General features: G+C 34.8%; 22 protein-coding genes. 9 read left to right on the forward strand and 13 right to left on the reverse strand.

Annotated elements, in window-relative coordinates:
- Window positions 1-157 precede the first annotated feature (157 nt).
- The 5 genes from J2Y60_RS12620 to J2Y60_RS12640 all read left to right on the forward strand — a co-directional run bounded on the left by J2Y60_RS12620 (window position 158) and on the right by J2Y60_RS12640 (window position 4,282).
- Entirely contained in the window at window positions 158-922 is a 765-nt protein-coding gene (locus J2Y60_RS12620) for an SDR family oxidoreductase (RefSeq protein ID WP_309916062.1), read from the forward strand.
- Window positions 923-938: 16 nt separating this feature from the next.
- The gene (locus J2Y60_RS12625) at window positions 939-1,607 is read left to right on the forward strand and encodes a GDSL-type esterase/lipase family protein (RefSeq protein WP_309916067.1); all 669 of its coding nucleotides are present in this window, start codon (window positions 939-941) and stop codon (window positions 1,605-1,607) included.
- A gap of 6 nt (window positions 1,608-1,613) precedes the next feature.
- A complete protein-coding gene (locus J2Y60_RS12630) occupies window positions 1,614-2,468 on the forward strand; it encodes a fumarylacetoacetate hydrolase family protein (RefSeq protein WP_309916070.1) in 855 nt (284 codons plus the stop codon).
- A 156-nt stretch (window positions 2,469-2,624) separates the two neighbouring features.
- Window positions 2,625-3,452, forward strand: a complete 828-nt coding sequence (locus J2Y60_RS12635; RefSeq protein WP_309916073.1) for an amidohydrolase family protein — start codon at window positions 2,625-2,627, stop codon at window positions 3,450-3,452.
- A gap of 47 nt (window positions 3,453-3,499) precedes the next feature.
- Window positions 3,500-4,282, forward strand: coding sequence for an SDR family oxidoreductase (locus J2Y60_RS12640; RefSeq protein ID WP_309916077.1), 783 nt, complete (start codon window positions 3,500-3,502; stop codon window positions 4,280-4,282).
- A 120-nt stretch (window positions 4,283-4,402) separates the two neighbouring features.
- Here J2Y60_RS12640 and J2Y60_RS12645 read toward each other — a convergent pair whose 3' ends face one another.
- The 6 genes from J2Y60_RS12645 to J2Y60_RS12670 all read right to left on the reverse strand — a co-directional run bounded on the left by J2Y60_RS12645 (window position 4,403) and on the right by J2Y60_RS12670 (window position 12,820).
- Window positions 4,403-5,053, reverse strand: a complete 651-nt coding sequence (locus tag J2Y60_RS12645) for an ElyC/SanA/YdcF family protein (protein ID WP_309916078.1) — start codon at window positions 5,051-5,053, stop codon at window positions 4,403-4,405.
- Between the two features lie 214 nt (window positions 5,054-5,267).
- A complete protein-coding gene (locus J2Y60_RS12650; RefSeq protein WP_309916080.1) occupies window positions 5,268-7,934 on the reverse strand; it encodes a DNA gyrase/topoisomerase IV subunit A in 2,667 nt (888 codons plus the stop codon).
- Window positions 7,935-8,126: 192 nt separating this feature from the next.
- Window positions 8,127-9,854 carry a hypothetical protein gene (locus J2Y60_RS12655; RefSeq protein ID WP_309916083.1) on the reverse strand — a complete coding sequence of 576 codons (1,728 nt, stop codon included), beginning with the start codon at window positions 9,852-9,854 and terminating at the stop codon, window positions 8,127-8,129.
- Between the two features lie 77 nt (window positions 9,855-9,931).
- Window positions 9,932-10,567 carry an NUDIX hydrolase gene (locus tag J2Y60_RS12660; protein ID WP_409014228.1) on the reverse strand — a complete coding sequence of 212 codons (636 nt, stop codon included), beginning with the start codon at window positions 10,565-10,567 and terminating at the stop codon, window positions 9,932-9,934.
- A 103-nt stretch (window positions 10,568-10,670) separates the two neighbouring features.
- A complete protein-coding gene (locus J2Y60_RS12665) occupies window positions 10,671-12,245 on the reverse strand; it encodes an FAD-dependent protein (protein ID WP_309916088.1) in 1,575 nt (524 codons plus the stop codon).
- Between the two features lie 134 nt (window positions 12,246-12,379).
- Window positions 12,380-12,820, reverse strand: a complete 441-nt coding sequence (locus tag J2Y60_RS12670) for a hypothetical protein (RefSeq protein ID WP_309916090.1) — start codon at window positions 12,818-12,820, stop codon at window positions 12,380-12,382.
- A 115-nt stretch (window positions 12,821-12,935) separates the two neighbouring features.
- On the opposite strand from J2Y60_RS12670, the gene J2Y60_RS12675 reads away from it, so the two are divergent.
- Together J2Y60_RS12675 and J2Y60_RS12680 are read left to right on the forward strand one after the other, a co-directional pair.
- Window positions 12,936-14,558, forward strand: a complete 1,623-nt coding sequence (locus tag J2Y60_RS12675) for a T9SS type A sorting domain-containing protein (protein WP_309916093.1) — start codon at window positions 12,936-12,938, stop codon at window positions 14,556-14,558.
- Window positions 14,555-16,525, forward strand: coding sequence for a thioredoxin domain-containing protein (locus tag J2Y60_RS12680; protein ID WP_309916096.1), 1,971 nt, complete (start codon window positions 14,555-14,557; stop codon window positions 16,523-16,525). The genes J2Y60_RS12675 and J2Y60_RS12680 overlap by 4 nt, the downstream gene beginning before the upstream one ends.
- A 116-nt stretch (window positions 16,526-16,641) precedes the next feature.
- On the opposite strand, the gene J2Y60_RS12685 is transcribed toward J2Y60_RS12680, so the two are convergent.
- The gene (locus J2Y60_RS12685; RefSeq protein ID WP_309916099.1) at window positions 16,642-16,932 is read right to left on the reverse strand and encodes a putative quinol monooxygenase; all 291 of its coding nucleotides are present in this window, start codon (window positions 16,930-16,932) and stop codon (window positions 16,642-16,644) included.
- Between the two features lie 12 nt (window positions 16,933-16,944).
- A complete protein-coding gene (locus J2Y60_RS12690; RefSeq protein ID WP_309916101.1) occupies window positions 16,945-17,541 on the reverse strand; it encodes an NAD(P)H-dependent oxidoreductase in 597 nt (198 codons plus the stop codon).
- Window positions 17,542-17,637: 96 nt separating this feature from the next.
- On the opposite strand from J2Y60_RS12690, the gene J2Y60_RS12695 reads away from it, so the two are divergent.
- Together J2Y60_RS12695 and J2Y60_RS12700 are read left to right on the forward strand one after the other, a co-directional pair.
- A complete protein-coding gene (locus tag J2Y60_RS12695) occupies window positions 17,638-18,531 on the forward strand; it encodes a LysR family transcriptional regulator (protein WP_309916104.1) in 894 nt (297 codons plus the stop codon).
- 63 nt (window positions 18,532-18,594) lie between these two features.
- Complete coding sequence (locus J2Y60_RS12700) at window positions 18,595-19,506, forward strand: histone deacetylase (RefSeq protein ID WP_309916107.1); 912 nt, start codon at window positions 18,595-18,597, stop codon at window positions 19,504-19,506.
- A 133-nt stretch (window positions 19,507-19,639) separates the two neighbouring features.
- Here J2Y60_RS12700 and J2Y60_RS12705 read toward each other — a convergent pair whose 3' ends face one another.
- From J2Y60_RS12705 to J2Y60_RS12725, 5 genes are all read right to left on the reverse strand, one after another.
- Window positions 19,640-20,413, reverse strand: a complete 774-nt coding sequence (locus tag J2Y60_RS12705) for a glycosyltransferase family 2 protein (protein ID WP_309916110.1) — start codon at window positions 20,411-20,413, stop codon at window positions 19,640-19,642.
- Between the two features lie 38 nt (window positions 20,414-20,451).
- Entirely contained in the window at window positions 20,452-21,345 is an 894-nt protein-coding gene (locus tag J2Y60_RS12710) for a glycosyltransferase family 8 protein (RefSeq protein ID WP_309916113.1), read from the reverse strand.
- A gap of 484 nt (window positions 21,346-21,829) precedes the next feature.
- A complete protein-coding gene (locus J2Y60_RS12715) occupies window positions 21,830-22,717 on the reverse strand; it encodes a glycosyltransferase family 8 protein (RefSeq protein ID WP_309916116.1) in 888 nt (295 codons plus the stop codon).
- A gap of 106 nt (window positions 22,718-22,823) precedes the next feature.
- Window positions 22,824-23,234: a hypothetical protein gene (locus J2Y60_RS12720; RefSeq protein ID WP_309916119.1), complete on the reverse strand. Its 411-nt coding sequence runs from the start codon at window positions 23,232-23,234 to the stop codon at window positions 22,824-22,826.
- Window positions 23,235-23,341: 107 nt separating this feature from the next.
- Complete coding sequence (locus J2Y60_RS12725) at window positions 23,342-24,568, reverse strand: lipase family protein (protein ID WP_309916122.1); 1,227 nt, start codon at window positions 24,566-24,568, stop codon at window positions 23,342-23,344.
- Between the last annotated feature and the right edge of the window lie 21 nt (window positions 24,569-24,589).

The following is a 24,589-nucleotide window of genomic DNA, read 5'->3' on the forward strand; positions in this document are numbered from 1 at the left end:
GGGTTTTAAAATAAATAGACGGCTATTTCTGCCGTCTATTTTTATTTTATGAATAATATTTTTAAAAATTTAGGGTATGTTTCCTTAATAAACTACTTATATATCCTGATTACTTTTTCATACAAAGGACTAAACAATCAAGAAAAAAATCAGAACAATGTTTTCATTAATTAACAAGTCAGTCGTAATAACAGGTGGAGGGTCAGGAATTGGTCGTGCAATCTCATTATTATTTGCTAAACAGGGAGCAGAAGTAAATATTTTAGAACTCAATGAAACAGCCGCACAAGAGACTGTTGACGAAATTCGTGCAGAAGGAGGCAAAGCTAATGCTTATGCTTGTAATGTAACGAGTCAAGAGGCTGTTAAAACAGTTTTTGCCAACATCGGTCGCGTTGATATTTTGATAAACAATGCTGGTATCGCACATGTGGGTAACCTTGAAAAAACTTCAGAAGAAGATTTCGATAGAATTTATAATGTAAATGTAAAAGGAGCTTACAATTGTTTATACGTTGCCGTTCCGATGATGAAGGAAAACAAAGGAGGGGTAATATTAAACATGGCTTCTGTGGCGTCATCTGTAGGCATTGCCGATCGTTTTGCTTATTCAATGTCTAAAGGTGCCATTCTCACCATGACATTATCTATCGCCAAAGATTACATCAAAGATAATATACGTTGTAACTGCATTTCTCCTGCCCGTGTTCATACTCCTTTTGTAGATGGCTTTTTAGCAAAGAATTATCCGAATAATATTGAAGAGATGTTCGAAAAACTTTCAGCTACTCAGCCCATAGGAAGAATGGCCAAACCATCAGAAATTGCTTTTCTTGCACTATATTTATGTTCGGATGAAGCTGGCTTCGTTACTGGCTCTGATTACCCAATTGATGGTGGATTTATTAGATTAAACAACTAAATTTTAAACAATACTTATGAAAAAAATAGTCCTGTTTTCTGTATTATTCTGGACGATGACCTCATTTATTCAAGAGGGAAAACCTAAAAAAATTATTTTCTTCGGAGACTCTATCACTCAAGCTGGCGTACAACCCAAAGGATATATCTCGCAGTTGCAAGAGATGATTGACAAGAAAGGCGATAAAGCTAAATATGAATTGATTGGTGCAGGCATTGGAGGGAATAAAGTTTATGATTTATACTTACGCTTAGAAGATGACGTACTGAGCAAAAAGCCTGATTTGGTAGTGATTTATGTTGGTGTAAACGACGTTTGGCACAAAGCGACATCAGGTACTGGTACTGACCCTGATAAATTCATTAGATTCTATCAAGCTTTAATCAACAAGATTCAAGCAAGTGGCGCCAAATTGATATTGTGTACACCTGCTACTATTGGTGAAAAAACAGATTTCAGTAATCAACAGGATGGTGATATGAATCAATACAGTACTTTTATCAGAAATTTGGCAACAAAGAATAATATTCCTTTGTGTGATTTAAGAAAAGAATTCTTAGCGCATAATTTGAATAATAATCCTGAAAATAAAGATAAAGGTATACTGACTACTGACAGAGTTCATTTGAATGAGCTTGGAAATCAGTTTGTTGCCGATAAATTATTCCCTTTAATTACAAAATAAATTGTTATGAAATTATTTAGATTTGGCGAAGTAGGTAATGAAAAACCTGGAGTAATCTTAGAAGAAAAATGGCTAGATGTTTCGGCTTATATTCAAGATTATAACGAATCTTTTTTTGAGAATGATGGCTTAGATAAACTAAGTTTATTATTGGTTGAAAAACAAAATGAATTGCAAGAGATTCCCACAGGTGTTCGTATCGCTTCGTGTGTTGCTCGTCCTTCTAAAATTGTTTGTATTGGGTTGAACTTTGCCGATCACGCTCGTGAAACAGGCGCAGCTATTCCACCAGAACCTATTATTTTCTTTAAGTCAACTACGGCACTTTCTGGGCCAAATGATGATATTATTATTCCTAGAAATTCAGTAAAAACTGACTGGGAAGTAGAATTAGCATTTGTCATTGGTAAAAAAGCACAGTATGTAGACGAAGCTGATGCGCTGAACTATGTAGCAGGCTACTGCTTACACAATGATGTTTCAGAAAGAGAATTCCAAATTGAAAGAGGAGGAAACTGGAGTAAGGGAAAAGGCTGTGATTCGTTTGCACCACTTGGACCATTCTTAGCAACTACGGAAGAGATTGAAGATGAGAATGATTTAAAAATGTGGCTTTCTGTCAATGGAAAAATTGTACAAAATAGTAATACCGACCAATTGATTTTTAAAATACCTACCTTGGTTTCTTATTTAAGTCAATTCATGACATTATTACCGGGCGACGTTATTTCTACAGGCACGCCTCCAGGTGTTGGTTTAGGCTTTAACCCTCCAGTTTTCTTGAAAGAAGGAGACGTAGTTGAATTGGGTATCGAAGGTTTGGGTACACAAAAGCAAACGGCTAAAAACTGGAAAGCATAATTTTTTATTTAAAAATGAGTTATGTAGTTTGGAAATTTGAAAATGAAAGAGATACTGCCAGTTTTTTGCAAGCTGTGTCTTATCTTTAGGTAATTTAATACTTACCTCTTTTCAAATTTTCAAACTATTTTCAATTTTTAAAGAAAAACAAACCTTATGACCATAGATGCACATCAACATTTTTGGCAGTACGATGCACAACGACATGATTGGATTTCAGATGAAATGAAGGTGATTCAGCGGGATTTCTTGCCTGAGGATCTTGCTCCAATTTTAGCAAAAAATAACATTTCGGGTTGTGTAGCCGTGCAAGCTGACCAAACTTTAGCAGAAACCGATTTTTTGATTGAATTAGCCAACAAAAATGCTTTTATAAAAGCCGTAGTTGGTTGGGTAGATTTACGCGCAGACGATGTTGATGATATTTTAGAACATTATGCCGAATTGCCTATTGTAAAAGGTTTTAGGCATGTAGTGCAAGGAGAAGCCGATACTGAATTTATGCTCAGACCAAAATTCAAGGCTGGAATTACAGCCTTAGGAGCATTTGATTTCACTTATGATATTTTGATTTATCATTATCAGTTAGAGCAGGCTATCCAACTGGCAAAGTTGTTTCCAGACCAAAAGTTTGTCTTAGATCATATCGCTAAGCCCGATATAAAATCTGGGGAGTATACGCAATGGCAAACCAATATCAAGAAACTAGCCTTACATCAAAATGTATATTGTAAATTATCAGGAATGGTTACCGAAGGCGAGTGGAAGGATTGGAAAGTAGCAGATTTTAAAATATACTTAGATACGGTAGTAAAAGCATTTGGTACCGAACGCCTAATGTATGGTTCAGATTGGCCAGTTTGCTTAGTTGCTGCTGAATATGAAGAACAATTGGGGATTGTTAATGAGTATTTTTCTGCATTTTCGACCTTAGAAAAGAAAAAGATAATGGGAGGGAACGCTCTCAAATTTTATAATATTTAAACCTTACCTCAGCTCTATGTAATTATTGCTTTGGGTAAAAATTTAATATGAACTTAGGACTCAAAGAAAAAGTAATCATCGTTTCGGGCGGTGCAAAAGGAATTGGTGAAGGTATTTCTGGCGTATTGGCTACCGAAGGAGCGTATGTTGCTATCGTAGGTAGAAATGATGCTGATAATCAGAAAGCAATTGAGAAAATTCAGGCAGCAGGAGGACAAGCATGGTCGTTTGTAGCTGAATTATCTAAGCCTGAAGAATGTAAAAAAGCTGTAGATGAAGTTGTAGCTAAATTTGGACGAATTGATGGACTTGTAAACAATGCAGGTGTAAACGATGGCGTTGGACTAGAAAGCGGAAACTACGAACGCTTTGTGGCTTCATTACATAGCAATTTAATTCACTATTATTTATTAGCACAACATGCTTTGCCCTACTTGAAAGAATCTAAAGGAGCAATCGTAAATATAGGTTCAAAAACGGCTGAGACCGGACAAGGTGGGACTTCTGCCTATGCAGCATCAAATGGAGGTAGAAATGCCCTTACACGTGAATGGGCGGTTGAATTATTGCCTTATGGCATTCGTGTTAATGCTGTAATTGTTGCAGAATGTTATACACCTTTGTATGACCGTTGGATTAAGACATTGCCTAATCCAGAAGAAACATTAGCAAAAATTACGGATAAAATACCATTGGGTAAACGTATGACTACGGCGGAGGAAATTGCCAACATGGTAGCCTTTTTAATGTCAAAACGTTCAAGCCATACTACAGGTCAATTAATTTATGTTGATGGTGGCTATACGCATTTAGATAGAGCTTTGTTGTAGAAAAACATTGAGTTCATTCTTGAAAATGCCCTTTAAATCAAAATCCTTTCTTTCTATTAGGGGGTGACTTAAGTCACCCCCTAATAGAAAGAAAGGATTTTGAAAATTATATTATCAATACTATTCCCCTGCTGATTCTTGATATTTAGCTCTTTCAAAAATATATACGTCAAGAATAGCTTTTGGGCGAGCTAAGTACTCTCTTAGATAAGTTTTATAGCCAGACTGTACATCTTGTGCCGCAAAGGCTACAGCATCAACTCCTAGGTGATTAGCTAAAAATAATGCTCTAGCATTATGGGTAGGCTGAGATATAATCGTGAACTTACGTTGACTGAATACTTCTTTGCAACGAATGATAGAATCGTAAGTACGAAAGCCTGCATAATCAAGTATTAACACATTTTCTGGAACACCTAAACGCATCAAAGACTTTTTCATGTCGTTTGGTTCGTTATAGAAAATAGAATCGTGATTACCACTTAAAATCAAAAACTTCACTTTCCCTTCTTTATACAAACGGGCTGCAGCTTCCATTCTATATTTATAGAATAAATTTGCTTTGCCACCTTGTACGGCTTTACTGGTTCCTAAAACCAATCCTATATCATTTGAGGGAAGTTTGTCGAGACTGTAAAAATTTCTATCTTCAGTGGAATAGACAATCCAAATGTTACACACTAAAATACCAATCAACGCAAAGAAAATCAATGCGATGATTCCTTTAAAGAACCATTTTACTGATGTAGTGAAATCGAATGGCTCTGTCAATGATATTTCATAGGTATTTTTCAGTAGTAATAATCATTTATAGTGGAAGTTACTGATTATAAATATATTAACTAATTTGTAGATTTAAAAATAAGTAGTTCCTTAAAATCACATTAAAAAAAACAAAATATCCAAAAACTATTTTTAATATATTTATAATCAGTAATTATTGTATTTTTTATAGAAAAATAAAAATTCAGGATTTTTCCTAATGTTAAAATAATCCTAATTGCTCCCCTGTTGTGCCATCACCAGATTCTGGAAAATCAATTTCTTCTGGCGCTATCAGCTTCGGTGTTTGAGTGCTAGTATCTTTATTAGCCGAAGGTTCATCCAATTGTTTCACAGGCGTTTCTACAATTTTGGGTGCCAAAGGTGTAATATGCTGAACTTTAAAAGTAGATAATTTACTTCCCATCGCTTTCCAACCTCGTACTTCTGCTATTTCATCCAGATTGACTTCTTCTTTAATAATTCCAGATTGATTATCTTTTTTATAAGACATTTCGATGCGTGGATATACGTCAACACTAGCAAAAGTCAGCTTAGAACCTTTTTCGTCCGAAATAAACAAGAATTTTTTATCAATCGTGGTTGTCTCTATCCTGAAACGTTTTACATAATACAATTTAGACCCACCATCATAGTAAAGAGCCGTAATAATACCATCTGGAATAAATTTGGTCAACGAAACAATATCTTTTGACTCATAGCGGTTTGTTAACTCAAAATTTGTCAATTCATACTGCCCATCTTTATAGATAACCAAGATATTATCTTTGGCATCAAAATTACCCAGATATTTACCATGCTCATCACGATTGAGTCGCCCTACATTTTCGTCGTAGTAGATATCTACACCTCCTAAAGTGGAAAGTCCAGCAGATTTTAAGGTAATTTTTCTAATAGGGTATTTAGTTAATAAATTACCCATCGAATCACGCCCTTTGATAAGCAACTCTTTGAAATCATATTCAAATTGCTTGACTCTAGCAGTACTAGAGGCCGTCAAATTTATTTGAATGGTTTCTGCCTCTCCATTTTCATTGGCTGTGAAGTATAGAATTTTTGATTTAGGATTACCTGCCGTTAAATCATATTCGCGGTCACGCGTAACAGCTGTAACCTTGAAACGTTTTACATATGAAATCCCTGTTTTTCCATCAAAATAGACTAAATTATATACTTTTCTATCATCATTCTTTTTGAAAACAGATGCATAAATAATGTCTTTTCCAACAAATACCTTTTCTTGTACTTTGGTCACGACACAGCGTCCGTCTTGTCTGAAAACGATGATATCATCAATATCCGAGCAATCCATCACATACTCTTCTTTCTTCAAACCATAACCAATAAAGCCACCTACACGGTCGACATATAGTTTCTGGTTGGCCGCTGCCACAACAGCCGCTGAAATAGTATTGAAGTTTCTGATTTCAGTTCTACGCTCACGACCTTTACCGTGTTTTTTCAGGATATTTTTGAAATAATCTATGGAGTAGCGAATGATGTTCGCAAGATTATCCAATACCTCGGCCAACTCTTCCTGTAAGCGTTTCATGGCTTCATCTGCCTTGAAACCGTCATACTTAGAAATACGTTTGATACGGATTTCTAATAATCTTAAAATATCTTCTTCAACTATTTCTCTGTAAAATTCGGGTTTGTAAGGCTCCAATGCTTTATCAACTGTAGCAATTACATCTTCAAATGTCTCGCATTCTTCAATTTGGCGATAAATACGATTTTCAATAAAGATTTTTTCAAGAGAACTGAATAATAACTTCTCCATCAATTCATCTCTACGTATTTCTAACTCGCGTTCTAACAGTTTTACAGTTTGTTGGGTACAAACTTTTAACACTTCAGAAACCCCCACAAAGTGAGGTTTATCGGCAATGATTACACAGGCATTAGGAGAGATTGAAATCTCACAATCTGTAAAAGCATACAAAGCATCAATCGTTACATCTGGAGAAACCCCTGGTGCAAGCTGTACTTGTATTTCTACTTCTTTGGCAGTGTTATCAATTACTTTTTTGATTTTTATTTTCCCCGCATCATTCGCTTTGATGATAGACTCAATCAAATTGGTGGTAGTAGTAGAGAACGGAATATCCTTAATTACTAAGGTTTTTTTATCAAATTCTTCAATTTTGGCCCTTACTCTAATTTTCCCCCCACGATGACCATCTTGATAATTGGAAACGTCTATTGAGCCACCAGTCAAAAAGTCAGGGTATATTTCAAAAGGTTTGTTTTTTAGAATCGCTATGGAGGCTTCAATCAACTCAACAAAATTATGAGGCATAATTTTGGTTGAAAGCCCAACAGCAATACCTTCAACGCCATGTGCTAAAAGTAAAGGGAATTTTACCGGAAGGGCGACTGGCTCACGTTTACGACCATCATAAGAAAGTTGCCATTCGGTCGTCTGAGGGTTAAAGATTACATCAAGGGCAAATTTTGAGAGCCTAACTTCAATATAACGAGCAGCAGCAGCACCATCGCCAGTACGATAGTCTCCCCAGTTTCCTTGGCAATCAAATACTAAATCTTTCTGACCTAGGTTAACCATGGCTTCATTAATAGAAGCATCACCATGAGGGTGATATTGCATCGTTTGTCCAATTACGTTCGCAACCTTGTTGAAACGACCATCGTCCATTTCTTTTAGGGCGTGTAATATACGGCGCTGAACAGGTTTTAATCCATCCTCAATTGCAGGTACAGCTCTTTCTAAAATTACATAAGAAGCATATTCTAAAAACCAGTTTTCATACAATCCTGCTACAGCGACTTGCTGATGAAGGGCATCGTCTTGGGGATTATCGTTTGTGTTCTCTTCTAAATTTTCAGGCAGACTTTCGTTTTCCATTGACACTTATTTTACTTCTCTTCGTATTTTGTGGTATTTCAAAACCCTAATTTACATAAAAAAAGCTAAGAAAAAGCATCTGATACTGATAACATCAATGAATTAATATAACTCAAACGTTATAACAGATTATAAATATTACCTCCTAATTGGGCTCAAATAAGCTAAGAAACCTTGATTAAATGATGAAAATTAACGAACAGTAATAGTTTGAGGAGTAAAATGACAAACCAGTTGATTATTTATTTTTTGAATAATACCTATTTGATAAGTGTTTTTTTCAAAAGAATCGAGCATGACAGAAGTACTAAACCCTTTTGTGAAGTAAGGTTCCAATTGCATGAATCTTCGTCTGCCAGACTTTTGATGAAGGACAGGATAGATATACGTATTTTTGGAGGATTTGAAGACCATAAAAGCCTGACCGTCATAGGGTAGGGTAGTATTTTTTAACATTACTTTTGGTAAGTAATGTGATTCTTTAGCGTCTAACATCAATAACGAATCTTTTGATACCACAAGGTTATACTGACTTGAAGAATCTGGTATTTGGTTAGCAGTATTGAAAATGCTTGGTTGTAAAAAGTTGTCGGGAAAAACACTTACACCATTTTGGAAAGATTGTGCCAAAACATCTTTGATATTTCTATTAAATGATGCCGCGTTTTCTATTGTGATTTTATCCTGTTGATAATTGAATGCTTCAGCTTGATTTAAATACTTGATATAGATGATTCGGTCGAAATTTTGATACCAAGAAAAAGTATTAAATACTATCCCTATTATTAAAAAACTACCAACAATTGATCTTTTAAAGGTAGGTAAGTAATACAATAAGGTACAGTAGAATAATACAAAAAGAATAAATGAGTTATGTAAATACCTATTAGCGAAACTAGATTCTAGTCCCGACCAAGACCTACTCAAAGTGACCAAAAGTGCTGTGATGGTAAAGAATATGAAATAGGCTAACAAAAAATGACCATTTACCGATGAATCTTTTACTTGAATGGTTGAATATTTTTTACTGAATAAAGTTAACGTTTCGTGATAGGTCAATCTTAGGTTAAAAAATAGCAAGGTGACAAATACAATAAACCCAAGTGCGATTGCTTGATAATATGTTTCTAATCTGTGTGAAATAATAGAAACAAAACTTCCCCAAAAACCACCAAAACATAAGGCTAACCTCGTTGGGTCGCTTAAACTACCTGCTAGATTTGAGTTCTGTCCGTTCTGATACCCCCAAAAGTAAATCACGGAGACAAAAATCATTAGGCATATCCAAATAATTAATTGCTTAAACCTTTTTTGAAAAAGAAGGATTAAGGCAACGACGGGAAAACTAAACAAGCCATTCCCATGTGTAAAGGTCAAGACAAAGACTAATATTATGGAAACCCAAAAGTATTTTGGGGAGAAAAAGCAAACACTATAAAACAAAAGCATCGCCCAGAAAATATTCCCAACTTGTTGTAATGTCGAAATCGTCCAAAGATAATTATCGGTAGACGCAGGCTGGAATATGATAAAGGCAATGGGTACAACATAGATGATGCTAAGTTTTAACCTTTTTATGAACAAGCTAAATATCATAAAAATGCCCAAGTAGTATAAAGTAGCTACGGTGTTCAAAACTTTCCAGTCGATATGACCTTGTAAATAGCAATCTATCAGTACAAAAAGCCTTGGAAAAACAATACGGTGTTCGTTATGTAAACTCCAAAGTGCTTGTAGCTTTTCATGGAAGGTTAATAAAGGATTATAAGCAGTATTTACGAAACTGAGGAGGTGGTAATCGTCCTGAAAAAAGAAATTGAATGAGTAGGAGTAACAAACAATATAATAAATACCAACAATTAGAATAATTGAAAGGTATGCTGTTGAATTAACAAAAACTGCGGGCTTTTTTAGCATCATAGGTACTTAGCTTAGGAATAGTTTACATAAAATTAACGATAGTAAGGAAATGCAGTGTTATAGAGGTATTATTTTACTTAAATAGATTCAACGACATCTATTAATTCAGCAATCATCATGGCTGTAGCTCCCCATACCGTATGTTCTTGGATATTATAAAAGGGTGCATCTACTTCAATACCTCTCACATTAATAATTGTCCTGCCAATAATACTAGGATTTAACATCTCCTCTAAGGATACTTCCACTACCTTATCCACTTCACGGGCATCAGGATAAAAATCGGGCTTATGAGGGATAAATCCTATGACTGGCTGTACATAGAAATTGGAAGCAGGAATAAAAAGCTTGGTGAGTGTCCCTAATACTTTTACATCAGTCAGGCGCACCCCAATTTCTTCTTGAGCTTCCCTCATGGCAGTTCTTACAAGATTTTCATCTTCTTTTTCTGCTCTACCTCCCGGAAAGGCCATTTGTCCTCCATGTACTCCATCATATTGTGGACGAAGTATCAGGGGAATGTATATATTATTATTGTGAGGATAAAATAAAATTAAAACTGCGCTTTCTCTTGTTCGTTCGCTCGGTGAAGGCATCTTCAATTTTAACCTTGAATCAGAAAGCATTTTTTCATGAGCAATTCTTCCGGGTAAAGGTTCTTGAAGCCGTTTTTTTATTTTTTCAGTAAAGGGTACAAAACCTATCATAGGCATTTGTATTTTAAAGGTTAGACTACCGCTGACAAATTATATAATCTTTCCGTTAAATTAAGGATGATATTTAATTAGTAAATTAACATTAAATTTATCATACAAATTAATTTTTAGCATAATTTTCAATCAATTTTTCAGCACAACGCTCACCATCCATTGCAGCCGACATGATTCCTCCTGCATAACCAGCACCTTCGCCACAAGGATATAGCCTCTTTATTGTTAGATGTTCTAAATTTTCTTTGTCTCTCGGAATACGAACAGGAGAGGATGTTCTACTTTCAATTCCAATGATTTGCCCTTGGTTAGAAGCATAATTCCTCATTTTCTTACCAAATTGTTGTAGTCCATCCTGCAAAGGTTTTCCGATAAAATCTGGAAGTACCTCAAGCATATCCATTGATTGTAAACCCGGCTGATAAGATGTTTCTAGCAGGTTTTTGGATGTATGTTGCTTGATAAAGTCATGGACTAGTTGTGCAGGTGCAGTTTGACCTCCGCCTGTCATTTGACAAGCTTTTTGTTCAAGTTCTCTTTGTAATTGCAAGCCTGCCAAGGCTCCGTATTCCTTGTAAGTCAAAACGTCTATTTCATTGATAGCTACTACCATGCCTGAATTAGCAAAATGGGAATCACGACGAGAAGGTGACATGCCGTTTACAACCAATTCACCCGGGGCTGTGGCTGCGGGAACAATAAATCCACCCGGACACATACAAAACGAAAATACGCCCCTTTGAACGCCTTTATGAAAGGTTTGGGCTACCAGACTATAGGAAGCCGCAGGCAAATATTTTCCGCGGTCTTTACAGTTGTATTGCAATGAATCTATCAAAGATTGAGGATGTTCAATCCTTACACCCATTGCATAAGGTTTGGATTCAATCAATACATCTCTTTTCTGACATAATTCAAAAATATCTCTGGCTGAGTGACCAGTTGCTAAAATTACACCAATACCTGAAATCTCCCTGCCATCCTCTAAAACAACGCCTCTGATTTCCTTTTGTTGAATAATAAAGTCAACTACTTTGGTATTGAAATGTACTTCTCCACCAGCCTTTAATATACTTTCTCTGAGGTCAGCAACTAGCTGTGGTAATTTATTCGTACCTATATGAGGGTGAGCATCCACTAGTATTTCTTCAGTAGCACCATGAGCCACGAAAATTTCTAGTACCCTACGAATATCCCCTCTTTTTTTACTTCGAGTATAAAGTTTCCCGTCAGAATATGTACCCGCACCACCTTCGCCAAAGCAATAGTTTGATTCAGGATTTACAATATGTTCTTTATTGATAGCCGCTAAGTCTCTTCTTCTCGCCCTAACGTCTTTGCCACGTTCTAATAGAATAGGTTTTACACCCAGCTCAATCATTCTTAGTGCAGCGAACAAGCCCGCAGGGCCTGCACCAACGATGATAGCTTGTTGAGCCTTAGAAACATCCTGATAGTTTTTCTGAAATGCTATTCTTGAAGGAGGTGTTTCATCCAAGAATACTTCCGCTTCTATATTTACCTTTACTTGTCGACCACGGGCGTCAATAGACCTCTTTAATGGACGAATAATGGCATCAGCATCAGCAGGAAAATGTAATAATTGGCTTAAATGATTTTTGAAGTTTTCTTGGTCAAAAGCTATTTCTGGCTCTAAAACTAATGATATATGTTTTTTCATGATTGTAAGGTATTTATCCTTAAATGAATAATAAAATCTTTATAATAATGTTATTTGAATGATGTATTCGCAAAAGACAATAAAAATCCCGTAAGGTTTTTGCATAGAAAAATACTTACGGGATAGAGAAAATCTTATTTAAAAGGAATGAATTCCATATTAATCGGTACTGTTACTCCTGCATAAACAATGTTATTTCTTAATATCATTTTTTGCTTAGTAAGTGAAACAACATTAAAAGTGCCATCTAATCCTTGTATATTGATTTTTAGCTTTGTATCATTCTCGATTAACTCCCAAGACCCATAGGCCTGTGCCTGCTTAGAAACTTTATCATATGAACGCACCATGAATGTTTTATCAAAAACATACGTAAGTTCTCCAATCAATTTTGAATTTCCTCCAAATAATGTAGGGTCAACCACAGTACCATCAGTAGTAGTAAAGCGGTCAACTTGCCATTCAGAAGATTGAATAACGGTAACTTTGGACTCGGTAGGGTTAACATTATTATCAGAGCAAGCAAAAGTGACAAATGCAAAAAGGCTTAATAAGAGGAAATTCTTTAGTTTCATGTTGTTGGGAGTTTAAAAATTCAAGAATCGAATTTTTCTTTAGCAAAGTTAATTGTTTTCTTCCGAAATTGCCAGAAGTTATACTTTGAACACTATTAAAATACATTAAAGAAACGTGCAAAATAGGTCTTTTATTACATTATTCTGTTTACTGTTTGGTCGACTAGCTTTTGCTCAATCCGACTGCCAACCTAGTTTTCAGTACACACCATCTACCCAGAATGGTGTAATTAATTGGGGACAGTTTCCTGAGTTTTCATTGCCATTTAAAATTGTCTATAATGGACCTAGATTCAAAGATGCCGACCGTCTTCCTCTGAAACATGGCTTTACACATTTGGCGAATTTTACAGCGGCAGATGTTAATTTACCCCAACAAAATAGAGCAATTCTGTGGGGGGGCGTAGCCAGTTTGGCAGGTCAGCCTTGGTATGAAATAGAAAGCCCTTGGGCAAATGATTTAACCAAATACAAGCAGAAATGGACTGACGATATGAAAGGAATGGCGGGGCTTTTTACCGATACACAAGGAAAAGCAATGCCCAATTTAGATATTTTGATGTTGGATATAGAACGAGAAATTCCTACTGATCCAAGTATTCGGGGCTTAAAAAGCAACCAAAGTATTCCTGCTCAATACCGTGCTTTATCTGACATTGATTTTACCGAACGCTACAAGCGTGATTTATCAAAGCTATATGCTGAACCAATTACTTACCTTCAGCAAAATAGCATTCCTTCCACAACCAATTTTGCTTCATATTCAGATGCTCCGATAAAAAATACGGAATTTCCCTTAAATTATACTTGGCAAGAATGGCTGACGAGCGATAAGGTGTTGAATTATTATATGAAAGATACAATTACCAACCAAGCGGGAGGGAAGTTCTATCAACAAAATACCTTTTTAGCTCCATCGGCTTATTTTTGTTATGAATATAGCTCATTGCCTTATCCCAACATAGCGTATCAATTATTTCAAATTGAAGCCAATGTTGCTCGAAGTAACAAAGACGTAATGTTGTTTCAATGGCTCACTTATAACAAATGTCAGCCAAGTTCTACTTATGGTTATAATGTCAATATAAAAAAATACTTAGCCGAGGCACAAGGCATTTTCCCTTTTTTCTCGGGGGTTAAAGGACTTTGGCTGTGGGAAGGGCCATCTACACCCGATAATGTCAATTACTCAATCTATGAATCTTATATTTATGGATTATACAGACTATCTCAATTCAAAGACTTCTTTACAGGTAATTATCGTTTGGTAATTCCTAAAACCGCTTATGACCATTTTAAAGATCAAGATGCTGTTTGGAGAGGGGTCGTAAAAGGGAATGAAATTTTGATTGCTGCCATAAACGAATTTGCAAGTGATGGAGCTACAACAGAATTAACCGTTCGTTATGGAGATTGGTCACAAAAAATCACTTTAAAAGGTAAAGAGACTTTTCTGTGTAAGTTTACCTTGCCAGATTTACAAAACAACTATGTGCTTTATCCTAACCCAAGCAATGGTAAATATACCTTTGAATATTATGGAGAAGGTTACCTGAAGGGCGATTTTAAAATTTTCGATGCCTTAGGAAGGGAAGTGTATTCAGAGAACTATACTCCAGCTTCAAGTTATATTTCAAGGAAAAAAGAATTTGACTTAAAGCAACCTTCGGGGACTTATATATTGAAATATGTAGAAGGAGAGAAGAGTATTATCAAAAAAATTATTATTAATCAATGAACAGATTAGCCCACGAAACATCACCATATTTATTACAACATGCTCAGAACCCTGTGGATTGGTTTCCTTGGGGAAAAGAAGCACTTGATAAGGCGAAAGCAGAAAATAAACCTATTTTGGTAAGCATTGGTTATTCTGCTTGTCATTGGTGTCATGTCATGGAGCATGAATGTTTTGAAAAAGAAGAAGTAGCAGAGGTAATGAACCGCTATTTTATCAATATAAAAGTAGATAGAGAAGAGCGTCCTGATGTAGATGCAGTATATATGGATGCCGTTCAGGCGATGGGCGTACATGGAGGTTGGCCCTTGAATGTTTTTTTAATGCCTGATGGTAAACCGTTTTATGGAGGAACATATTTCCCTAAGCCCAATTGGTTGAAATTATTGCAAGCAGTAGATACGGGCTTTAAAAATAGCCAAGAAGAACTACAGAAGTCGGCAGAAGGTTTTACTCAGAATATGTTGTTTAAAGATTCTGAAAAATATGGATTGGTACCTGAAAGCGAGATATTCACCAAAGATGATTTGAAAGTAATGGCAGAAAAACTGTCGAGTACTTTTGATGATGTATGGGGTGGGTTTGAAAGAAGTCCGAAGTTTCCGATGCCCTCTATTTGGGCTTATTTATTGAGATATGTGCATGAAACTAAAGACAAAGCAATCTTGCATCATGTTCAACTTACCCTTAATAGAATGGCGATGGGGGGGATTTATGACCAATTAGGAGGAGGGTTTGCTCGGTATTCTGTAGATGGCGAATGGTTTTGTCCTCATTTTGAAAAAATGTTGTATGACAATGGACAATTAGTGAGCTTATATTCAGAAGCATATTCTTTAAGAGGAGTAGCCTTGTATAAAGAAGTTGTCTATGAAACCATCGCTTGGTTAACCCGTGAAATGACCAATGAAGAAGGCGGGTTTTATTCAGCTTTAGATGCCGATTCAGAAGGAGTGGAGGGAAAATATTATGTATGGACCAAAACTGAAATAGAACAAATTTTAGAGAAAGATGCAGAGGCTTTTTGCAAAAATTATCAAGTAACAAAAGCAGGGAACTGGGAACACGGCGTGAATATTTTGTGGAAAGACAGACCTAGTTTGAATGCAGATTTTAAAGAGCAAATAGCGAAGCTTAATGCTGTAAGAAATACGCGAATCCGTCCCGGATTGGATGATAAAATACTTTGTTCATGGAATAGCTTGATGTTAAAAGGCTTAATCGATGCCTATAGGGTATTTGGTGACGAGAGTTTTTTAACGTTAGCGATTCAAAATGCTAATTTTATCAAAGATAAGTTTATCGTAGGGGAACAATTGATGCATAGCTACAAAAACGGAGAAACCAAGATTATGGGTTTCTTAGAAGATTATGCTACGTTGATTGATGCTTATGTGAATTTGTATCAGGCTACTTTTGAAGAAAACTGGTTGCATTATGCCGAGAAACTAACACTATATGCCTATGAAAACTTCTGGGATGAAGAGGATGAATTGTTTTTCTTCACAGATAAAAATGCTGAAGAATTGATAGCACGCAAAAAAGAAATTTTTGATAATGTAGTGCCGAGTTCCAATTCAATAATGGCAAGAAACCTATATACTTTAGGGCTTATTTTGGAAAGACAAGACTTTGGATTATTATCAAAATTGATGCTCTCCAAAATGAAAAATCTGTTGTTGAAAAATGTAGATTATCTGACTAATTGGGCTTGTTTTGCTACCCAAATGGTCTCTAAAACACCAGAAATAGCCATTGTAGGGGATGATTTCCTAACTTTTAGAAAACAAATAGACCAGCAATTTTTCCCTAATAAAGTGTTGACAGGAACTGCTACTGAAAGCCAATTGCCTTTATTGCAACATAGAACGACAAAAGAAGGAGAAACGCTAATTTTTGTATGTTATGATAAAACCTGTCAGTTGCCAGTAAAGACGGTTGAGGAGGCTTGGGTACAGGTTGTTTAATACAGAAGAATAAAAAATATTAGAAGTATGTAATATGTTATAAATGAGGTTATTAAATTTTATTTTTTCCTATTAGCAGGTGACTTAAGTCACCTGCTAATAGGAAAAAATATGTTCTATGCTATTTTCAACGCCTGATAAACCGTTACAGGTTGTTCTAACAATTCATCAAATTGAGCCACAAAGCTAGCAATGTATGGTTGCTGATTATGATTATCCAACCCGCTCATGCTTTCCCATATTTCATGAAAAGTAAAAATGTTTGAAGCTGCGATAGACTGGTGCAAATCGTATTGAATGCATGCAGGTTCTTTACGAGATTCAACCACCAATGCTTCTAAAATAGCTTTTACTTTTTCAACATGTTCTGGCTTACTGTTGACAATGGCCGTGAGATAAATATTCATCAGAGAAAAATGTTAGTTTAAGAAAATTTTACGGAGATGGTCTTGATAAAGACTCATATCTCTTACAATATTACTATTTTTCTCCACATCGTGAAAATGAATACTATCCAATGGAGTCATTCCTGTAAAAGCATTCATTCTATGAAACCCAAACAATGGTCCATCATCTACACTTCTTTCCATGAAAAATTCATTCGGCAACGTAAATGCTTCTTTGGGTGCATTCCATGAAGTCGTTAGCATATATTTCCTTCCATGAAGCGTACCGCCTGTTCCATAATTGATGGTTGGATTGGTAGATGAACGTCCATCACTACGATAAATCCCTTTGTTGTAGCCCTCTGTAAAAACAATATCAATATATTTTTTCAATTCATGCGGTAATTGAAACCACCAGATAGGCGTGTGATAAATAACTACATCTGCCCAAACATACTTTTCTACCTCCTCAGAAGGGTTGTATTCTTCGTTAATATTAGTAGTTTTGATTTCAAAATCAGGGTGTTGATTGAAGAAACTGATACTCTCTTGGAAAATAGTTTCGTTGAATCTACCTCCAGAATGACCGAACTTTTGTCCGCCATTTATGATAAAAACCTTTGTTGTCATCTTTTCTTTTGTTGTTAATGGAACAAAAGTATAGTGAGGAATTGTATTATAAAAATAACATGATTTATAGTAATCTATCATAATTATAATAGCAAAATGGTTAATTTAGAATGGTATCGAACTTTTAAAGTAGTGTATCAAACAGGAACGCTTACGAAAGCAGCCGAGCAATTATTTATTTCTCAGCCCGGCGTAAGCTTACATTTGAGCTCGCTGGAGAATTATGTAGGCTATAAGCTTTTTGATAGAACAGGCAGAAAGATGATTCCGACTGAAAGGGGTAAAGTATTATATAACTTTACGGTTCAAGCCCTGAGTAAACTAGAAGAGGCAGAGAAAAACTTTCAAAGAAGTACCGAAAAACATACACCAACCATTAGTTTGGGAATGTGTTTTGAAACCTTTCAGGCTTCTTTAGAAGAATTTATACCAAGTTTTCCCTTTAATATTATCTTACAATTTGGGGAGTACCCTTTGATGATAGAAAACCTAGAAAAGGGAATTATCGATTTAATTGTTACGCCTCAAGTGTTAGAAAAAGATGGAATTGAATATTATCCATTTTCTTCAGAAAATATAGTGATGGTTGGAGGCAACGGAATTGATGTAGAGGCGTTTCAAGAAATACTCTCTACGAATGACTGTGAAGTATTAGAAGCATGGCTTAAAACCCAAAAATGGTATGGCACTACAGGCGATATGGAACATTTAAGGCATTTTTGGCAATTGAATTTTAATAAGTATCCCGATTTTCGACCTAATTATATTGTTCCCAACCTCAACTCTATCGTTCGTTGTCTAGCTCAAGGGCAAGGCTTGGCTATTATTCCTAGTTTTCTCTGTCAAAAAGAACTTGATAAAGGTAATATTAAGATAATTTGGGAAGGCAAATCAAAGCTAATCAATACACTTTATTTTGCCCATCGAAAAAAAACAGTGTATGAAAAAGAAATAGCGTTGATTAAGAAAAGTATAGCAAGTAAAATGTGATATTAAGTAATGTGTCTTGTATAGAGGAGGTATCACAACCAATTATTGTATTATTTAAAGTATATGCTAAAAATCGCTTATTCACCCATCTATCAACACCCTCTTCCCGAAGGACATCGATTCCCGATGCTTAAATATGAACTTATTCCTGAGCAATTATTGTATGAAGGTACTTGTGATAAAGATAATTTTTTTGAGCCCTCACCTGTAGATGAACAATGGATTGTTCGTACACATAAGAAACAATATTGGGAAGATTTAAAGTTTCTTAGACTTGACCCTAAAATGATACGTAAAATAGGTTTTCCTTTATCGGAAGAACTTGTATGTAGAGAAACCATCATTACACAAGGAACGATAGACTGTTGCCATTTTGCTTTAGCAAATAGAATAGCCATGAATGTAGCAGGAGGGACGCATCACGCCTATTCAGATAAAGGAGAGGGATTTTGTTTGTTAAATGATGTAGCCGTAGCTTCCAATTATTTAATTGATAATGGGTTGGCTACAAAAATATTAATCATTGATTTAGATGTTCATCAAGGTAATGGAACGGCCGAGATTTTTCAAGACCAAGCAAATGTTTTTACATTTTCAATGCATGGACAAGAGAATTATCCCTTGCATAAAGAAAAATCTGATTTAGATATTAGTCTTGAAACTTATACAAAAGATGAGGAATACCTGAATATTTTATATCAAACTTTACCCGCATTAATTAAGCAACAAAAACCAGATTTTCTGTTTTATATTTCAGGCGTTGATATATTAGCAACTGATAAGTTGGGTAAACTGAGTATGACGAAAGAGGGCTGTTATTGGAGGGATGAATTTGTGTTTGAACAAGCTATCAATAATAAATTACCTATTGTTGTATCGATGGGTGGCGGATATTCTCCTAAAATTATTGATATTGTCGATGCTCATTGTAACACCTTTAGGTTGGCTCAAAAGATGTTTTTTGATAGTTTATAATAGGGCATACAATGAAAAATCCGCTCGAATAGAGCGGATTAAATATCTTATTATAATAGTTAAGTAATAGGTCAAAATTAAACCAAATAAAAAGATAACTTGCTGATGTTGGCTGTCACAATCACTAAGTCACTCAATACTTATACTTAGTAAACAACAAATCATAGTTATACCTTGTTTGTCTATAAAAATATCGTACTAACTGTATCACAGGATTTTCGCTAGTAGTCCAGCTTCCCCTTGACATTGTTGTGGGTTCATCAGCAGAATTTACTTGGTCAAAAAGCGACTTGTATTCATTAAAGAACAATGCTTTTCCTTTGTTTTGAATAAAGGCCAAACACATTCTATATTCAGTGCGGTCTCCTTTTATACCTTCAGCATATCGTCCAAATTTTTCGAAATAATTTCTTCTTCTCAAATGTGGATGGTCGCTATAATAATATATCTTATGATAATCTAAATACCAAGGTTTATAAAGCATTTCAGAATAACCCTTGTCAAAGTATTTAAGATAAGGATATTGTATATAAGCATAAAAACGAACCATGTCTAAACTCTTGTCCTCATTCATAAATCTGAGGGCATCCTCAAAATGAGTAGGGAAAATAGCTGATGGTACAAAATCCTCTTGAACATACAACGTATAGGGTGTTACTACCGCATCCTGTCCCTTGTTAAGATTATTTCCTAGTCCTTTGTTTTTTGGGGTTGTAATAAGCCTAAAAGAATATTCGGGTTGTATTTTTCTTAAATATGCTTGATGTTCTTCTTTACTTCCATCATCAGAAACCACAATGTCTTCAAAAACACAATCTAAATCTTTAAAGCTTTTCAAAAGGCGTTCCAATGAACTGCTTCTATTATAATGGGTAACTAATAATGTTACTCCGTCAAATTTTCTCATTAGGTAAATGATTTAAAATATTCAAAGTAATTATCCAATTATAATCTTAGCAAAGCCTTTTTTACTTTGTTAACCAGCTTTCTAAACATTCTCCATTTGCCACTAAGCGGTTTGAAGTTTTTCCAAGGAGTCATGGCTAAATACCTGAAAAATTCTTGTTTGTAAACTTCCTTAAAATGGTAATTAGAGAAAATGGGTTTAATCTCAACAAAGTGTACCAAGTAAGGTTTTTCATCTTCATATAAAGCAAACCAGTTCCATTTTGGGTCAAGTTCAAGCCATTTGTTTGCCAATACAACATTCAATCCGTATTGGTCGCCCATCTTAACGTGGTCTTTGTAATCCACTAAAGCAGTTATTACTTGGTTTGTTAGTTTTTCTTCACGCCATTTTTGTGGATTCATCAATAACACACCTGCATTGAAATATTTAGTGTCTGGGGCTAATCCTAATTCTTTATAGTTGGGAATTCCTGCCCATTGGCAATCGACAGTTTTTGAATAATCTTGAACTGCACCAACCGTATATTCGCCCAAAGGAATATTCCAGAATTTTGAAATATCGTCTTGTAAAATAATATCTACATCTAAATAAATTAATTTATCTAGCTCAGGGTCAATAATATAAGGAGCGAAAATGCGTAAGAAGGTAGTAAGGGGCATAGACGTAGTATCTACAGGTATTACTATGTCTGCCGGAATGATTTCTTTGCTCTTGAACCATTTCAGTGTAATTCTTGAAGGATCAGCTATGGTTTCAAGCCTACTTTTTGCTTTAGCAGAAATACCGTCATCAATGATATAGAAATCAATATGCTCGTCAGTTTTGTGATTTAGATCTATCGACTTTAGCAAAGCTGCAATCAAAATGGCAAAATGATTATCACTTGCCACCACAATGGTTATTGGTTTCTTTTCAATAGAATTTGACATAATATTATAAATATTTTGGTTTTTGTAAGCTGTGTTATTATACAATGATGCTAATTTTAAAATTAAATATTTAAGCTATCAGCGTTAAAAAGTATTAAAACAATAGACTAATCTCTCTAAAGATAATTAAAAATTTAGGTCTTTTGTTATATAGCATATTTTATACCATACTTTCATACAATCTAAAAAAAAAATACACATAATACAATTTACTTTGCTACTATTATAAAAACTTTCTTCATCCATTCTTTAAAGAATAATTTTAAAAATAAAAACGTTAATATTTTGATAATTGCAGTTTTTGTAATATTAGTGAGGAAAAATTTACTGTATTTGTCCTATTCGGGCAATAGATGCTCAATTTGGAGGGTGATTAACCTCTTAAATCAATAATTACCTCCTCATTTTAATTTTTTCAAAGATGTGTGTAATCAATAGAACCTAACTCTTTTGCCTAGGATGAGATTTCAAACTATTTGCTACCTTATATAAGTTTGAGCAAAATCTTTTTTAGTTTATTCTGTATTTTTCTTAGTAGTCTCCAGTTGCCACTTATCGGTGTGAAATTCTTCCAAGGAGTCAACGATAAATATCGATAAAACTCATCTTTAAAAGTTGGATTGAATTTGTAATTCAAAAAAATAGGTTTTATTTCAACAAAATGAATGAGCGAAGGGTTTTCGTCTTTATAAAGCGCAAACCAATTCCATTTGGGGTCTAGTTCTAACCATTTATTGGCAAACACCACATTCAAACCATATTGGTCAGCCATTCTTACATATTTTTTGTATTTGATTAATATGGCAATTACTTTATTAGTAATGTCTTCTTCTCTCCATTTTTTGGGATTAATCAATAATACCCCTGAATTAAAATACTTAGTATCAGGCGATAACCCTAGTTCTGCATAATTTGGTATACCCGCCCATTCGCAGTCAATAGTTTTAGAATAATCTTGTACAGCGCCAATGGTATGTTCATTCAAAGAGATATTCCATAATTTAGAAATATCATCCTGCACAATGGTATCAACATCTAAATAAATTAATTTTTCAAGTGTTTCATCAATGATGTAAGGCGCAAATAAACGAAAGAAAATACTGATGGGAAAGCTGGAACTATCAACTGGAAAAAAGACGTTATGAGGAACAATTTCTTTACTTTTAACCCATTTGATTGATATTCTTTCAGGGCTGACTATTTTTTCAAGTTGACTTTTGGATTCAGTAGAAATGTGGTCTTCAATAATATAAAAATTTATATGTTCATCCGTTTTATGGTTTAAATCAATAGATTTCAATAAAGCAGCAATCAATACAACAAAATGGTTATCGCTAGCTACTACTATTGTGATAGGCTTGTTTTGTTTCATAATGTTAAAATATTATACTTAGTCGTAGGGTTTCTCTTGTATGCAAAATTTGTATATTAATTACTTTTAAAACAAAAGGTTGATTAATAATAATCAACCTTTTGTTTTAGAAAATAGAAATATCATCTTTGAAAGGGTCATTTTTTTTCTCTTTTTTTACCTTTTCAAAGGTCACTTTTTTAGTTTTGCATTCAGCTTTCAGTCCCTTCTGAATTTGTAAATTATGCTCAAAAAATTCAATTGCTCGCTGTACTTTCTTCTTATTAATAGTTAAGAAATAAGGCTGACGCCCATTTTTTTGTATCAGCCGAGCATCCAATTTATAGATTGTACCTTCGGGGAAATCTGAAATGATTTTTGTAGGGCAACCAATTTTTAGGTCGCAAGGAATGGCTTGTCCATCAATGGTTTTTAACCTCGGTCGATTACGGCGAGTATCAAAATACACCTTAGCATAAATGTCCAAGAAGATTTTCTTCTCCAATTCGGGCATTTCAGAAATTAGCGAAAGTTGCATTGATTATTAATGGATTTTAATGGTTTTGATAAAATTATAAACAATTATTGAAATTTTCAATAGTATGGACATTTTTACTTAGAAGTAAAAAACCATTTTGAAATAATTTACTTTTTACCATTAAAAAAATTAAATGTTCCTAGTGCATAATCCTGCAAAGTAGAGCCATGTGTACCCCCTGATTTTGTTATTAATGTCACATTGCCTCCTTTTGCTTTCATGGCAGCATAAGCAGTAGTAGCATTCAAATAGAATACTTGTTGGTCGGCATCGCCATGATAAAGTTGTGTTTCTGTTTTAGGAGCCCAGTCATAAACATCATTATCTTTTACCGCATTCAAGAACTGAGTATCGGTTCCATCATTCACATTTTTCTTGAAGGCATCCGCAAAAGCCAAATTGAAGCTAACAGCTACATTCGCATTATTACCATTGGTCTGAATATCAGTAGCATAAGGTTCTTTGAAATAGGTATTCATAGCCCTGTTTAATCCGTATATACTATTATATGTTTGTACAACCCAAATATATAGCTGATTGTATGCAGAAATACCATGAGTGGTTTCGTTAATTAAATACTTCATAAAGGCGGTTTTGTTGTAGGCCCCAGCCCCACAAGAAGATGCCACCAAATTGAATTCTGTTGGGTATTGCTCTTCTATTTTCTTTTGTAAAGACATCGTCGCAAAACCTCCTTGTGAATATCCCGTAATCATTAATTTCTTGCTCCAATTTAATTTTTCATTCGTTATAAATTCTTTTGATGCACGAATCATATCTAAACTAGCTTGTGCTAAACTTTCACGATGCTCGTATGGATGGGTTATACTTTTAGAGGTGCCATAGCCAATATAATCAGGACAAGCAATGATATAACCATTTGAAGCAAACAAAGAGGCAATAGAATATGACTCACTACTTGTTCCATAATTTGACGGAGCGTCGTTATCTGTCCGAATAGTGCCATGTTGTTGGCTAATTAAAGGAATGGATTCAGTAGTTTGCGGAACAATCAGCGCACCCGAAGCCTGAATTTCTGTTCCATCTGTATTTTTGGTTTTATAAACGATTTTATAAGCCTTAATATCATACTTCAATAAGTCATTGATGAAAATGGCAACGATAGGGTTGTTCACCCCGCCAGTTAATACTTCTGTTCTGGTTTTCAATACATCTTTTGAATAAGTACCAATAAGCGTACTGCTAACTAAATACTGATTGCTTGGAGTAGGGTCTGGAGTAGGAGTATCGTCACTTTTACAGCTTGAAATCCAAATGTTGAAGCAAAAAAACAGGAAGTATAATACTATCTTATTGTGTTGAGGTTTTTTCATTGTTCTTTTTTATGGTTTATA

This window comes from Arcicella sp. BE140 (assembly GCF_031456255.1).
GTDB classification, from domain to species: domain Bacteria; phylum Bacteroidota; class Bacteroidia; order Cytophagales; family Spirosomataceae; genus Arcicella; species Arcicella aquatica.

Bases quoted from the DNA above. Each gene is read 5' to 3' on its own strand.
- J2Y60_RS12620 (WP_309916062.1), top strand. From the start codon at position 158: ATGTTTTCATTAATTAACAAGTCAGTCGTAATAACAGGTGGAGGGTCA.
- J2Y60_RS12625 (WP_309916067.1), top strand. From the start codon at position 939: ATGAAAAAAATAGTCCTGTTTTCTGTATTATTCTGGACGATGACCTCA.
- J2Y60_RS12630 (WP_309916070.1), top strand. From the start codon at position 1,614: ATGAAATTATTTAGATTTGGCGAAGTAGGTAATGAAAAACCTGGAGTA.
- J2Y60_RS12635 (WP_309916073.1), top strand. From the start codon at position 2,625: ATGACCATAGATGCACATCAACATTTTTGGCAGTACGATGCACAACGA.
- J2Y60_RS12640 (WP_309916077.1), top strand. From the start codon at position 3,500: ATGAACTTAGGACTCAAAGAAAAAGTAATCATCGTTTCGGGCGGTGCA.
- J2Y60_RS12650 (WP_309916080.1), bottom strand. From the start codon at position 7,934: ATGGAAAACGAAAGTCTGCCTGAAAATTTAGAAGAGAACACAAACGAT.
- J2Y60_RS12655 (WP_309916083.1), bottom strand. From the start codon at position 9,854: ATGATGCTAAAAAAGCCCGCAGTTTTTGTTAATTCAACAGCATACCTT.
- J2Y60_RS12660 (WP_409014228.1), bottom strand. From the start codon at position 10,567: ATGCCTATGATAGGTTTTGTACCCTTTACTGAAAAAATAAAAAAACGG.
- J2Y60_RS12665 (WP_309916088.1), bottom strand. From the start codon at position 12,245: ATGAAAAAACATATATCATTAGTTTTAGAGCCAGAAATAGCTTTTGAC.
- J2Y60_RS12670 (WP_309916090.1), bottom strand. From the start codon at position 12,820: ATGAAACTAAAGAATTTCCTCTTATTAAGCCTTTTTGCATTTGTCACT.
- J2Y60_RS12680 (WP_309916096.1), top strand. From the start codon at position 14,555: ATGAACAGATTAGCCCACGAAACATCACCATATTTATTACAACATGCT.
- J2Y60_RS12685 (WP_309916099.1), bottom strand. From the start codon at position 16,932: ATGAATATTTATCTCACGGCCATTGTCAACAGTAAGCCAGAACATGTT.
- J2Y60_RS12690 (WP_309916101.1), bottom strand. From the start codon at position 17,541: ATGACAACAAAGGTTTTTATCATAAATGGCGGACAAAAGTTCGGTCAT.
- J2Y60_RS12695 (WP_309916104.1), top strand. From the start codon at position 17,638: ATGGTTAATTTAGAATGGTATCGAACTTTTAAAGTAGTGTATCAAACA.
- J2Y60_RS12700 (WP_309916107.1), top strand. From the start codon at position 18,595: ATGCTAAAAATCGCTTATTCACCCATCTATCAACACCCTCTTCCCGAA.
- J2Y60_RS12705 (WP_309916110.1), bottom strand. From the start codon at position 20,413: ATGAGAAAATTTGACGGAGTAACATTATTAGTTACCCATTATAATAGA.
- J2Y60_RS12710 (WP_309916113.1), bottom strand. From the start codon at position 21,345: ATGTCAAATTCTATTGAAAAGAAACCAATAACCATTGTGGTGGCAAGT.
- J2Y60_RS12715 (WP_309916116.1), bottom strand. From the start codon at position 22,717: ATGAAACAAAACAAGCCTATCACAATAGTAGTAGCTAGCGATAACCAT.
- J2Y60_RS12720 (WP_309916119.1), bottom strand. From the start codon at position 23,234: ATGCAACTTTCGCTAATTTCTGAAATGCCCGAATTGGAGAAGAAAATC.
- J2Y60_RS12725 (WP_309916122.1), bottom strand. From the start codon at position 24,568: ATGAAAAAACCTCAACACAATAAGATAGTATTATACTTCCTGTTTTTT.